Origin of the sequence: Nocardia amamiensis NBRC 102102, assembly GCF_001612745.1 — a bacterium.
GTDB lineage: Bacteria > Actinomycetota > Actinomycetes > Mycobacteriales > Mycobacteriaceae > Nocardia > Nocardia amamiensis.
Map to the genome: position 1 here is coordinate 60,817 of NZ_BDBA01000004.1, position 12,424 is coordinate 73,240.

Annotated in this window: 9 protein-coding genes and 1 CRISPR repeat array; of the genes, 3 read left to right on the plus strand and 6 right to left on the minus strand. The window is 66.1% G+C overall.

What is annotated here, in order from left to right:
- Nucleotides 1–48: 48 nt before the first annotated feature.
- The 3 genes from NA4_RS01615 to NA4_RS01625 form a co-directional block, all read right to left on the minus strand.
- Nucleotides 49–1,275: a cytochrome P450 gene (locus NA4_RS01615; protein ID WP_067462701.1), complete on the minus strand. Its 1,227-nt coding sequence runs from the start codon at nt 1,273–1,275 to the stop codon at nt 49–51.
- Between the two features lie 43 nt (nt 1,276–1,318).
- Nucleotides 1,319–1,519 carry a ferredoxin gene (locus NA4_RS01620; protein ID WP_067462703.1) on the minus strand — a complete coding sequence of 67 codons (201 nt, stop codon included), beginning with the start codon at nt 1,517–1,519 and terminating at the stop codon, nt 1,319–1,321.
- 293 nt (nt 1,520–1,812) lie between these two features.
- Nucleotides 1,813–2,457 (minus strand): DUF4097 family beta strand repeat-containing protein, encoded by a 645-nt coding sequence (locus NA4_RS01625; protein WP_067462706.1) that lies wholly within the window; start codon nt 2,455–2,457, stop codon nt 1,813–1,815.
- A gap of 263 nt (nt 2,458–2,720) precedes the next feature.
- Between NA4_RS01625 and NA4_RS01630 the strand changes: the two genes are divergently transcribed.
- Nucleotides 2,721–5,891, plus strand: a complete 3,171-nt coding sequence (locus NA4_RS01630) for a BTAD domain-containing putative transcriptional regulator (RefSeq protein ID WP_067462869.1) — start codon at nt 2,721–2,723, stop codon at nt 5,889–5,891.
- A 28-nt stretch (nt 5,892–5,919) separates the two neighbouring features.
- Here the strand turns inward: NA4_RS01630 and NA4_RS01635 are convergent, their stop codons facing one another.
- Entirely contained in the window at nt 5,920–8,001 is a 2,082-nt protein-coding gene (locus tag NA4_RS01635) for a putative bifunctional diguanylate cyclase/phosphodiesterase (protein ID WP_307188564.1), read from the minus strand.
- Nucleotides 7,998–8,621: a sigma-70 RNA polymerase sigma factor region 4 domain-containing protein gene (locus tag NA4_RS01640; protein ID WP_157128739.1), complete on the minus strand. Its 624-nt coding sequence runs from the start codon at nt 8,619–8,621 to the stop codon at nt 7,998–8,000. The genes NA4_RS01635 and NA4_RS01640 overlap by 4 nt, the downstream gene beginning before the upstream one ends.
- A gap of 427 nt (nt 8,622–9,048) precedes the next feature.
- On the opposite strand from NA4_RS01640, the gene NA4_RS01645 reads away from it, so the two are divergent.
- The gene (locus tag NA4_RS01645) at nt 9,049–9,339 is read left to right on the plus strand and encodes a hypothetical protein (RefSeq protein WP_067462712.1); all 291 of its coding nucleotides are present in this window, start codon (nt 9,049–9,051) and stop codon (nt 9,337–9,339) included.
- 476 nt (nt 9,340–9,815) lie between these two features.
- A CRISPR array of direct repeats spans nt 9,816–10,088; the repeat unit is 29 nt; unit sequence GTGCTCCCCGCGCCTGCGGGGATGAGCCC.
- A gap of 4 nt (nt 10,089–10,092) precedes the next feature.
- Here NA4_RS01645 and NA4_RS01650 read toward each other — a convergent pair.
- Nucleotides 10,093–10,296, minus strand: coding sequence for a hypothetical protein (locus NA4_RS01650; RefSeq protein ID WP_157128740.1), 204 nt, complete (start codon nt 10,294–10,296; stop codon nt 10,093–10,095).
- Between the two features lie 757 nt (nt 10,297–11,053).
- Between NA4_RS01650 and NA4_RS01655 the strand changes: the two genes are divergently transcribed.
- Nucleotides 11,054–12,139 carry an IS630 family transposase gene (locus NA4_RS01655; protein ID WP_067462717.1) on the plus strand — a complete coding sequence of 362 codons (1,086 nt, stop codon included), beginning with the start codon at nt 11,054–11,056 and terminating at the stop codon, nt 12,137–12,139.
- Nucleotides 12,140–12,424 lie beyond the last annotated feature (285 nt).

Here is a 12,424-nt window from a genome sequence, read left to right on the forward strand (position 1 = left end):
CGCCCGTCAGGCCAGGGGCGAGATGACCGCGGCGGCAACTACGACGGTCTACCGGGCGGTTTCGGTCCAGGTGATCGGCAGTTCGTGGACGCCGTAGATATTCATGTCGGTCCTGAGTTTCACCTCGCCGGCGGGGATGGCGAGCTCGAGGGATGGGAAGCGGCGCAGCAGTCCGCCGAAACCGGCGCGCATCTCTATGCGGGCAAGTTGCTGGCCGAGACACTGGTGGACGCCGTGGCCGAAGGACAAATGACCGCGGGCTTTGCGGTGGATGTCCAGGGTGTCGGGGTTGTCGAAGCGCTGGGGGTCGTGGTTGGCGGCCAGCAGCGAGACGACGACGGTCGACCCCTTGCCGATCGTTTCACCGCCGAGTTCGATGTCGTCGGTGGCGTAGCGATAGAAGATGTCGGCGACGGACAGGTAGCGCATGAGTTCCTCGACGGCGTCGGGCAGCAGGTCCGGGTCGGCGCGCAGCTCGGCCAGCTGCTCGGGGTGTTCCAACAGTGCGAAGGTGCCCAATGCCAGCATGTTGGCGGTGGTCTCGTGGCCCGCGAGCAGCAGCAGGAAGGCGATGCCGGTCAGCTCCTCGATGCTGAGGTCGTCATGACGTGCCAGGTCGGACAGGAGGTCTTCGCCGGGCTCGGCGCGCTTGCGCATGACCAGTTCGGCCAGGTACGTGGTCATTGCGCCGTACGCGGCCATCTTCTCGTCGAGCGACTGGTCCCTGACCAAGAACTTGGCGGAGTTGACCTGGAAGTTCGCCCGGTCCGCGTAGGGAACACCGAGCAGTTCGCAGATCACCAGCGAGGGCACCGGCAGCGCGAACTCCTTGACCAGGTCGACCGGCGGGGTCAGGCGCGCCATCTCATCAAGTTGCCGCTCGGTGATGTCGATGATCTGCTCTTCGAGCATCTTCATACGTCTGACGGTGAAGGCGCCGATGAGCTTGCGCCGCAGCCGGGTGTGCTCCGGCGGGTCCATGGCGATGAACAGGCCGGGCACCTGCGGGGACGGCTCGGTGGCGACAGGCATGCCGGGGGTCTCGTACGGCACGTGGACAACGCCGATGTCCTGCCGGGAGCTGAACCGGGTGTCGGCCATGAGCTGGCGGACCGCGTCGTAGCCGGTGACGAGCCAGCCTCGGTGACCATCGGGGAAGACCATGGGACTGACCGGCCGAGCCTTGCGCAGCTGGGTGATTTCGCGGGGAGGGTCGAAGGGGCCCACATTGCGCTCCATGGGCAGGCCCTGCGGGATGGGAACCGTTTGACTCATGAGATTTCCTTTCGTGGCGGTTGTTGCGCCGCAGACGCGGGGTCTAGTCGGCGGAGACGAGGGTGATCGCGCCGGACGGGCACATCTGGGCGGCCTCGCGGAGGGCCGGCTCCCGCTCGGGCGCGGGCATGAGATCCGGCGGCACCACCCGGCCGTCCTCGGTGTCCTGGTCGAACACTCCGGGGGCGGTCAGTACGCACATGCCGGCGCCGATGCAGCGCTCCCGGTCAACCCTGAGTTCCATCAGCTACCCCCGCCTCGCAGGTGACCGGAGGGAGCGCACGCCGTAGCGGAGCGCGTCGGTCTGCATCGGGACCCCGGTCGGGACGGCCAGGCGCGGTGCCGGGAACCGGGTGGCCGGCTTCGAATCAACGCCGTCGGGATTGTCTTGTCCCCGTGCGTCTTCCGCAGTTGGTGCACGCCGCATGTGCGCACCCCGGTCGCCGTGATCGCCGTTGTGGATTGGATTTTCATGGTTCCTCTTGTGTCTGGCCTCGCGCTCGGGGAGCAACTCGGGGGCGATGGGAACTGGACGAGCTAGACAGCGGTGGCGTGCCGGAGGATGACGTTGCCGAAGGAGTTGCGGGCGTACACCTGCACGGTGTCCTCGTTGTCCTGCGGCCGGTCGACCGGTTGCATCAGGTTCTGCACGGTGCCGTGCTGGGCGTTGACTTCCAGGCGGGCCGCGCTGCCCGGGCGGATACCGACCTCCAGCTCGCCCATCGATGTCTCCAGCCGGAGCACGCCGCGCGAGGCTTCGCCGATGCGGATGTCGCCCTTGGCGGTTTTCGCGGTCACCGAACCCAGCGGGCGATCGACGATGATGTCACCGGCGGATATCTCCAGGTCGCACTGGCCGAGTTCGCCGGTGCCCAGCAATCGGCCCACAGCAGCGGTGCCCTCGAGCCGGGAGCCGGTGGGCACCTGGATGGTCATGTCGATCGACGGGTTGCCGCCGAACGGGGTGTACGTCCGCCAGTCTTTCGGCGTTTTCACGGTCAGGATGCCAGCGGCGAAATCGATCCGGGTCTGCTCGGCAGCGCGCACGTCGCCCTTTTTGGACGCGTCGGCGGGCCGGACCTCGACGACGGTGTCGGTACGGTCCGAGGCGATCACCGTGACGTTGCCGGACAGCACGTCGACAGTGACGGCGATCGGTTCCGGCGTCTCGAATGTGAACATGGCTGCACTCCTTCAGCGTGTGAATTGATTGATGTGTGAATACAGTCGCCAGCCCGGCTGATATCGACCTGACACTGACCTGACACGTCAGCTGACACGGTGTTCGGCCTGGTCACAGCGGGAGGGGGACCAACAGGCACCGGCATCGGCCGCGGCGCGGCGGCTACTCTTCCGCGCTGCGGATAGTCGTTGCCGCCATCGGAGTGTCATCCGTGGGACGAGCGGCCCGCTGACCGCCGATCGTCCACGGCAAAATGGTCCGGGTGCAGATCGGGATGCTTGGACCGCTCGAGATCCGAGTAGATGACGGCGGATTGATCGCGGTACCGGGTACCCGGTTACGGGCGCTGTTGATCGCCCTCGCGCTGGAACCCGGTCGCGTGGTCCCGAAAGCGACACTGGTCGATTGGATTTGGGGTGAGCAGCCGCCGTCCGACGCGGCGAACGCCTTGCAAGCACTGGTCTCCCGACTGCGCAGGGTGCTGCCGGACGGGTCGCTCGACGCGCAGCCTGGGGGGTACCGGTTGACCGTGGAACCCAGCGCTGTCGACGCCTCGCGGTTCGAACAGCTGCTCGACCAGGCCCGCAGCAGTGACGACGCGCAACGGGCCCGGCTGCTGCGCGAAGCTCTCGACCTGTGGCGCGGTGCGCTGATGCAGGACCTCGAAATACGGGACAGCGCAGCTGTCGACGCGCTGGTCGCCCGGTTCGAGGGGCTGCGCCTCGCCGCTCTGGAGGACCGGTACGAAGCGGAGATCCGCCTCGGCCGCGGTAGCGAGCTGGTCGCCGAGCTGACCGAGCTGGTGGCCAGGCATCCGGTGCGGGAACGGCTCGTCGCCGCGCTGATGCGTGCGCTCGGCGGCGCGGGTCGTGGTGCCGAGGCACTGATCGTGTACCAGCGTGCACGGGAGGCACTCGCCGACACGCTCGGTGTGGATCCCTCACCGGAGCTCTCCGCACTGCACGTCGCGCTGCTGCGCGGCGAAGTGAGAGCGGAGGAAAACGACCGGAGGACGAACCTGCGGGCCGAGTTGACCAGATTCGTCGGCAAATACGCCGACATCGCCGCGGTCCGCGAACTCATCGCGAACCATCGGCTCACCACGCTGACCGGGCCAGGTGGCTCAGGGAAAACCCGGCTGGCCATGGAAACAGCGCGGACCCTGCTCGACGACCTACCGGACGGTGCCTGGCTGGTGGAACTGGCGTCCGTCGGCGCGAGTGGTGACATCGCCCAATCGGCGCTCGCCGCGCTCGGGCTCCGGGATGCGCTGCTCGGCGGCGCACCGAACGCGGAACCGATGGACCGGCTCATCGCGGCGATCCGCGAGCGCGAAACGCTGGTGATCCTGGACAACTGTGAGCACGTGATCGAATCCGCGGCGGCGTTCGCCCACCGGCTGCTCGGAGAGTGCCACCGGCTGCGGATCCTGGCGACGAGCAGGGAACCGCTCGGCATCACGGGTGAGGCGTTATGGCAGGTGGAGCCGCTGGCGTTGCCAGGCGAGGATGCGGACTCCGGCGAGATCGAATCCTCCCCGGCCGTTCAGCTGTTGCGCGACCGAGCCGGTGCGGTACGCAAGGATCTCGCGGCCGATGCCCGCGCACTGTCGACCATGGCGCGCGTCTGCCGTGCGCTCGACGGGATACCACTGGCGATCGAACTGGCGGCGGCCAGGCTGCGCACCATGTCACTCGACCAGCTCGCCAACCGCCTCGACGATCGCTTCCGCCTGCTCACCGGCGGCAGCCGTACCGCCATCCCGCAGCACCGGACGTTGCGCGCGGTGGTCGACTGGAGCTGGGAGCTGCTCACCGACGCCGAACGGATGGTCCTGCGCAGGCTCGCGGTGTTCTCCGGCGGCGCTAGCCTGGACGCGGCCGAGCAGGTCTGCGTGGGGGGCGGGCACGAAGGGCAGGACGGCGGGAAGAATGTGGCGGTCGAGCGATGGGAGGTGCTCGAGCTGCTGACCGCGTTGACCGAGAAATCGCTGCTGGTCACCGCTGAGGACAGCGGGCCGCGCTATCGAATGCTCGACACGATCAAGCAGTACGCCCTCGACCGGCTCGTGGAGGCGGGGGAATCGGATCCGGCTCGCCGGGCGCATCTCGCGTACTTCACCGGACTCGCCGAAACCGCGGAGCCGCACCTGCGCCGCGCCGAGCAGTTGGAGTGGCTCGCCACGCTCGAGATCGAGCACGACAACATCGCTGTCGCGATGCGTGGCGCGCTCGCGGGAGGCGATGCGGCCGGGGCGATGCGGCTCGCGGCGGCCGCGGGCTGGTACTGGTGGCTCAGCGGGCACAAGGCCGAGGGTATGGAGCTGGTCACCGCAGCCGCCGACGCGTCCGGCGACGTGGACGACGCCACCCGGGCAACGGTGTACGGGCTGGCCGTGCATTTCGTGAGCTCCGGACGCAATGACGAGTACCAGGTGGAGGAATGGATCCACAAGGCGTACCGATTCAGCCGGGGTATTCGGGCCGGCCATCCGGCGTTGGCGTTCGTCTCCGCGCTGGAACGCCTGTTGCAGGGGCCGGATGAGTATCTGCCCGCGTTCGAAGCGCTGCTCACCGACGACGATCCCTGGGTGCGCGCGCTGGCCCGACTACAGCTGGGCAAGATGCGGATCGTGCTCGGGCGGGAGGGGCGGGATGCGGACGCGTACCTCGAGACTGCGCTCGCCGAGTTCCGGGCCCTCGGCGAGCGCTGGGGGATTTCGTTCGCGCTGACCGAGCTGGCGAATCGCATCGCCACGCGCGGCGAATTCGCCTCCGCATGCAAGCTTTTCGAGCAGGCGATCGCGGTGGTCACCGAGGTCGGCGCGATCGAGGATGTGGTCGCGATGCGGTCGCGCCAGGCTCAGCTGTACTGGTTGTCGGGAGATATAGCGGCGGGGGCGGCCGCCATGGCGGAGGCGCAGCAGTGTGCGGATCGGGTTGCCTGGCCGAACGCGCTGGCCGAACTGGCCCTCGCGAAGGCGGACCTGGCCCGATGGAGCGGCGACACCGAGCAGGCATACGAGCAGATCGGCGTCGCGACAACCATGCTGGGCAGCCAGGCCGAGCAGCCGCATATCAGTGCGGTGATACATAGCCTGCTCGGATACCTCGCAAACGGTCCCAGTGAAGCCCGCGAACTCCATGCCGCGGCCTTCCAGGCGGCATCCGCGACGGGGCACGCGCCCCTTGTCGCCCAGGTTCTCGTCGGCGTCGCGGACTTGGCGCTGCGTGACCAGGAATATGAGCAGGCCGTGCGGCTGCTCGCGGCGAGTGCCGAGGTACGCGGACTGCCCGATCGTTCTCAACCGGATACGGCCCGGATCGAGCAGACAGCGCGTCATCGCCTCGGCGAAGCGCGGTTCACCGAGGCGACGAGGGAGGGTGCGCAGGCGAGCTGGCGTGAACTGGCCGGCACTACGCTCGCTTGTTGAATGGCTGCCACACCTACAACATCAGGCTCTACCACGCCTGGGATTCCGCGAGGCTGAGCGGAATCTCCTTGGCGGCCAGGTGCGCCTCGACCTCCTCGGCAGGCAATGGCTGCGCGATGAGGAACCCTTGGGCGCGGTGGCAACCGAGATCGAGCAGTGCGTGTGCCGCCGCGGCGGTTTCGACTCCTTCTGCGACGACTTCGAGTTCGAACGCGCGGGCCAGACCGATGATGGACTCGACGATGGCGCGGTTGTCGCTGCTGTGGTTGAGGCTTCTGACGAAGCTGCGGTCGATTTTGACCGTGTGCACGGGCAGTGCTTTCAGGCACGGCATGGTGTTGTATCCGGTGCCGAAGTCGTCTATCGCGACCTGCACGTTCAGACGTGTGAGCGCACCCAGGGTCGTCTGAGTGCGGGGCAGGTCCTCCAGGGACACGTTTTCGGTGATTTCGAAGCACACCAGGTTTCCCGGAATGCCGTACCTGAGGAGCGCAGTCTCCACCTTTTCCACGAAACCGGGTCTGATCAGCTGCCGCGGAGATACGTTGATCCGCAAGATCACATCCGTGGTCAGCCGACGGCGACGCCAGTCAGCGAACTGTGCGCAGGCGGTGCGAATCACCCAGTCGCCGAGTTCGCCTGCGAGGTTCGTGGCTTCCGCGACCCCGACGAATGTGTCCGGTGCCAGCAGGCCGCGGGTGGGATGCTGCCAGCGCACCAACGCCTCCACGGCAAGCACGCGCCCAGTGCGCAGGTCGACTTCCGGCTGGTAGTGCAGGACCAGCGAGTCGTCGGAGACCGCGCTGGACAAGTTGAGCGCGACATCATCGCGGAGGTCGAACTGCATGAAGATGTTGTCGGTGAATACCGCGACCCCGTCGCCGTCTTGCGTTTTCGCCGCCCGCAGCGCCTGATCAGCTCGGCGCAGCACGTCAGCGGCGACCTCGCCCGGGATGCCGACGGCGACACCGATACTGACAGCGCAACCGATGGATTGACCATTGACGGTGACCCTGCCCGCCAGTGCTTGCCGAATCCCTGACGCGATGAATTCGGCAGTACAAGCGTCCATAGGCTTCGCCAGCACGATGACGAACTCGTCACCGCCGAACCTGGCGATCATGTCGCTCCGCTCCAGATTCTCTCTCAGCCGTGCTGTGACGGCGCGCAGGACGCTATCGCCTGCGGTGCGCCCGAGGTGGTTGTTGACCGTCTTCAACCGGTCCAAGCCAACACACAGCGTCGCTACCGGTCCGGGTCGTCCGGGCCGCAGCCGCTGCTCCAGGTATCTCCACAGCGCGTGGTGGTTGGGCAGGCCGGTCAGGTCGTCGTGCAGGGCGTCATACTGCATCTTCGTCTCGGCCGCGATCCGTGCCTGTAGTTGGGCCAGCAGTGCGGCGATCACCGTGAGAGCGCCCAGCTCCTGGGCGCTCCACACCCAGTCGCCATGCTTGACGAAACCGAGAACGCCGATCGATTCACCCCGCACCAGCAGCGGCACCACAGCCGAGGTCACCTGCTGATCAAAGTAGGAGTCCGCCTGGATGAGCGTCGGCTCGGTCACGTCCTCGACCGCATGGAAGGGCGAGTACGGCTGGTCGAAGTACACGACGTCGAGCGGATCCGGGTCCGGCGCCGACCTACGCGGCCATTCGGCGACCAGCACGGTCGCACGACGGTCACGATCGATACGCCGCAGGTAACCGAATTCGAAACCCAGGTAGTCGATCAGACTGGCGAGGACGCGTTCGGTCGCGGGCGCCATCGTCGTGGAATCGACGGCCATGAGTTCGGTGGCGAACTGCGTGACCAATGATTCGAGTGTCGATGTCGAGCTCCGCCGACCGACGACATCAGCGGAGGGTGACAGGGTCGGGCCACCGCGTCCGGGTGCCGGCCCATCTTCGGCAGTTTCGCGCTCGGCTGCTGCGGGCCTTGTATCGGCGTCCTGCGGAGGCCGGTCGAGGAGCTCGAGGATCCGGTCGATCTGGTTGCGAGAAGCCCGCCGCCGTAGCCGGCGAGGCCCTTGTTCCCCGAGCGACGACTGGTCGATCAGGGCCTGGGTATAGGCGGCAAGACCTGCCGCGGTGGTGAGGTCGAATCGGTTCATCTTTCGCTCCTCAGGGCCAGACGAGCGTTCTTGCGGATCCGATCCAGCCGGCGTTCGATCGCCTTGGGGGTTGCCGTCTGGCTCGAAAGCAGGTGCGCGATTTCAGCGTGCGTGTAGCCCTGGGCAACCGCCAGGACGATGAGCTTGTCGGATTCTGCCAGCGTCGCGAGATAGTCCTCGATCATCAATCGGTCGATCACGGCTGTGCTGGGGTCGGCAGCACCGCCTGCGCTCGAGGGGCTGCGGGCATCCAGGAGCTCGGCTATGTTGTCGTACTCGACGGGTACCGGCTGATTGGCGCGCCGCCACCGCAGTTCCTCCTCGAAGACCTGCGGGAAGGCATAGAGGCAGGCGGTGATGAAGTAGGTCCGCAGCTTCGCCCCTCGGCAGGGGTCCCAGCCCTTTCCCGCACGCATCGCCTCTTGAAACTTCGTCAGCGCGCCGACCACGGTGCGCGCGATGATCTCCTGTCGATAGTCACGGTCCGCGGTCAACGCCTCCCGCTCGGCGGCGTTGGCCTTCAAACCGATGGCCTTGTCGCTGAGCTTGCGGTAGATCTCACCAGTCCAGATCCACGGGTCCAGAACTTGGGTGGCGTACTCGGACATCGCGATGATCACCGTCTCCCAGACGGGCCCTCGGACGCCGTGGGCACGAAGCAGTTCGAACAACTTCCGCTCCGCAGCCGCCTGGTTCAATTCCTCAACGGCCTGCTCGACAGGCCCCGCAGGACGGTTCGCCGCGTACCGATTCCCCCCGGAGCCGCGCTGGTGTTCTTCGCTGAAAGTGCCGGATTCGTGCCGAGGTACGGCCTCTGAGCTCGATGTACCCATGTGTTTTCTCCTCCACGCGCGCGTCACTCCTCGCGATAGCCACCGGTAGCTACTCCCGGGGCACAGATCGAGCACCAGTCGTAAGGGGTTATAGGACGGCACGAACTACATCCCCCATTGAACCGAAAACTGCTGCGCACTTGCGATCCTGGGGGATCTCGCGCTGACAGCACTAATAGATCCGGTGAGAAACACGAACCGGGAAGGACCTCTCATGCCGATCGACCAGCGCCCACGCCGAAGCAATCCCAGATCGGCCACCGTGCTCGACTTGGCGGCGTTGACGCTGATCCTAACGGCCGTTGTCGCGATCGTGGCCCTCAGCAACGCCACCTCCGCGGTCCTCGCAACCGCAGGCGCAACCACCGCCCTGTGCTACCGGGCCTGGCGCGGCCGCAACACCGACAACCAGAACCCGCCTACCGACATCAATGCCAGTGGCAGCCCTCAACGTCTCAGCGAGTCCGGACCACTGATACACAGGAGTTCTCATGATGTCCAGTGAAAGCCAGCGGCAGGCACCCATGCATGGGATGCCGAACTGACCGCCGCCTTCGACATCCTGCTCGGCGGAAAGCGGCCGACGACGGCTCTGATCGGCACCCAACTGCGGATGCCCGCGCTGCTGGAGGTAGTGGTGATGGTGCGGCAGATCGGGCACGGCGCGGCGCCACACCGCATTCAGCGGCCCGTGCGCCGCGCGTGGGCATGGCGACGAGGTACACGCACTGGGACGGCACGAACTGTTCGAGGGTGAACCGTTCGGGCAGCGGCTCGATGCCGGGGCGGCTGTCTGCGCGGCGGGGGTAGTGCAGCCCGTCGTCGGAGACGAGGCGTGTCAATGTGCGACAGGAAGGCTTACGGCTGGATGGCGTAGCAACACTCGATACAACCGGGCGGCTAACAGCAGTACCATCAACGGTCGAACCGAAAGTGAATGAAAATGACCCGATCTGCTGAAGAATCCGCAGGTTAGGAAGTGTGCTCCCCGCGCCAGCGGGGATGAGCCCCCTACCGGCTTCTTCTTCAACCGCGACGTTCCGTGCTCCCCGCGCCTGCGGGGATGAGCCCTCACGACCGCGCGAGCGGAGGTGTGGAATTCAGTGCTCCCCGCGCCTGCGGGGATGAGCCCGCTTCAGGACCGGACTTCTCCGGCCAACTGCTGTGCGCCCCGAGCGAGCGGGGATGAGCCCTGGCCGAGGTCGTCGTCGATCACACCGCGCGTGTGCTCCCCGCGCGAGCGGGGATGAGCCCTCGATCACCACGTGGGCCCGGGCGTGAGTTCCAGGCGCAATCCGGGCCGCCAGCCCAGTTCGGTGAAGGCGTGCTTGTCCACGACACGGCCCGTCTCGCCGACGGTGCACATGCCGTAGATGATGCTCTGGTCAGCGGTCCGCACAACGGGTGTCGCGGAGAGCTGTGCCTGCAACCGCGACTGCGGTGGAACGACAGGCGCGATCACCGGCAATCACCCCGCCAGCAAACATTTTCGAGGCCGCCGAAGCGGCGGGATCCGGCAGATACGCCAAAGATCGGCGCAGGTCAGAGGAACGATTCACTGGTGATCCTGCGTGTGTTCGAGTGCACTCGCACACACGGCACCGATAGTCCAACAGTTCCGTTGGGACTCTGTGCGCGAGAGGGGACTTGGTTACCGATTCGGGCCACCGATGGGGTGGATCCGTGCGGAAGACACCTCTAAGATAGATCGCTGACTGGTAACCGTCAACTTGGATCTTCGGCCTGTATGTGAAAGTGGCAGGGGTGGCACAAGTTTCGCCACCTTGATGAAATAGCTGAGAAATATTTCTGTGTGGAAACGGGTACAGAAGAGGTCGAGACGGCCGCGCAGCGTCCCGCGAGCCGATTGTCGGGCCGTGAGTTCTTCGAAGTACCAGTGGACGAAGCGATCGACGCCGTCCAAGTTGCCGCGCGACAGGTGGCCGGAATCGGTCGCTGGGCCTCTACCGACTCCTACCGCATAGTCGGAGCAGGTGATCGGGTGGCGTTGAAACCACTGCTGCGGCTGAGGCGCACGGTCTTACAGTGGTCGCGCCGACGTAGGAGCTTCGGCAGTCGCTGTGTTGACACGCCAACTGGCCAACCGATGATCGCAGGTCATCGCCGTTGCCATGTGTGATGTGCCCCGCCGAGGGTACATCGCACATGGGAATCTAGTGTCCTGAGTCGTTAATTCGTTGGCGGGCTACGATATTCGGGTGTCGCAGAAGGTGAAGCCTCTGGAGCTGTCGGATGCCGAGCGTCAGGTATTGCGTGGGTGGGTGCGTCGCCGAAAGACCGTGCAGGCGTTGGCAATTCGATCTCGGATCGTGTTGGCGTGCGCGGAAGGTGGGTCGAACACCGAGGTCGCGGGTCAGCTGGGTGTGACGCGAGAAACTGTGCGCAAGTGGAGAACTCGGTTCGAGCGTGATCGACTCGAGGGGGTGTCGGACGAACCGCGGCCGGGGGCGCCGCGCAAGATCACCGATGAACAGGTGGAACGGGTGATCACAGCGACCCTGGAATCTCAACCGTCGCACCATGATTCGCACTGGTCGACGCGGTCGATGGCGGGCGCGACGGGCATGTCGCAGTCGGCGATCTCGCGGATCTGGCGGGCGTTCGGACTCAAACCCCACCTGGTGCAGACCTGGAAGCTGTCGACCGACCCGCAGTTCATCGACAAGGTCCGCGACGTGGTCGGGCTGTACATGAACCCGCCGGAGAACGCGCTGGTCTTGTGCGTGGACGAGAAAACCCAGATGCAAGCCCTGGACCGGACCGCACCGACACTGCCGATCATGCCGACCACGCCGGCGCGCATGACCCACGACTACGTGCGCAACGGCACCACCAACCTGTTCGCCGCACTCGATCTGGCCAGCGGCTCGGTCATCGCCGAGCACTATCCGCGCCATCGCCACCAAGAGTTCCTGCGGTTCCTCAAAACGATCGACAAGGCGGTACCTGTCGAGTTCGACCTGCACCTGATCTGCGATAACTACGCCACCCACAAGACCCCCGAGGTCAAGAAATGGCTGCTGCGCCACCCCCGCTTCCATGTGCATTTCACCCCCACCTCCGCCTCGTGGCTCAACCTCGTCGAACGCTGGTTCGCCGAGCTGACCAATCGCAAACTCCGCCGCTCGGCCCACCGCAGCGTCACCGGACTCCGCGCCGACGTCCAAGCCTGGATCAACGCCTGGAACGCCGACCCGAAACCGTTCGTCTGGACCAAAACAGCCGACGAGATCCTCGAAACACTCGCTGCCTACTGCCAAAGAATTAACGACTCAGGACACTAGCAGCCCATGGTCGCGGCGTCGGTGTTGTGTGCGGGGTGATGGCGGTGCGCGCAGCGCGCTGCGCGGCGGCCTGCGGGCATCCGGCGGTTCCGCCAACGCGCGCTCATAGCCGCTAGGCGGGTGCTCGCTACGGTGGCAGTTACGGCCCGAGGTGACAACTACAACCTGTCGTAAACGTATCAATGCTGGTTGCGGGACAAGAGGATCCGCCCCTGAGCCCGCTGCGCGGGTCGCCATCCATCCGCTGGCCGCCGCGGCTGCTGTCGCGGCCAGAAAACGTCGACG

Excerpts from the sequence above, each read along its gene's own strand:
- NA4_RS01615 (WP_067462701.1), bottom strand. The coding sequence starts at position 1,275 with ATGAGTCAAACGGTTCCCATCCCGCAGGGCCTGCCCATGGAGCGCAAT.
- NA4_RS01635 (WP_307188564.1), bottom strand. The coding sequence starts at position 8,001 with ATGAACCGATTCGACCTCACCACCGCGGCAGGTCTTGCCGCCTATACC.
- NA4_RS01620 (WP_067462703.1), bottom strand. The coding sequence starts at position 1,519 with ATGGAACTCAGGGTTGACCGGGAGCGCTGCATCGGCGCCGGCATGTGC.
- NA4_RS01625 (WP_067462706.1), bottom strand. The coding sequence starts at position 2,457 with ATGTTCACATTCGAGACGCCGGAACCGATCGCCGTCACTGTCGACGTG.
- NA4_RS01645 (WP_067462712.1), top strand. The coding sequence starts at position 9,049 with ATGCCGATCGACCAGCGCCCACGCCGAAGCAATCCCAGATCGGCCACC.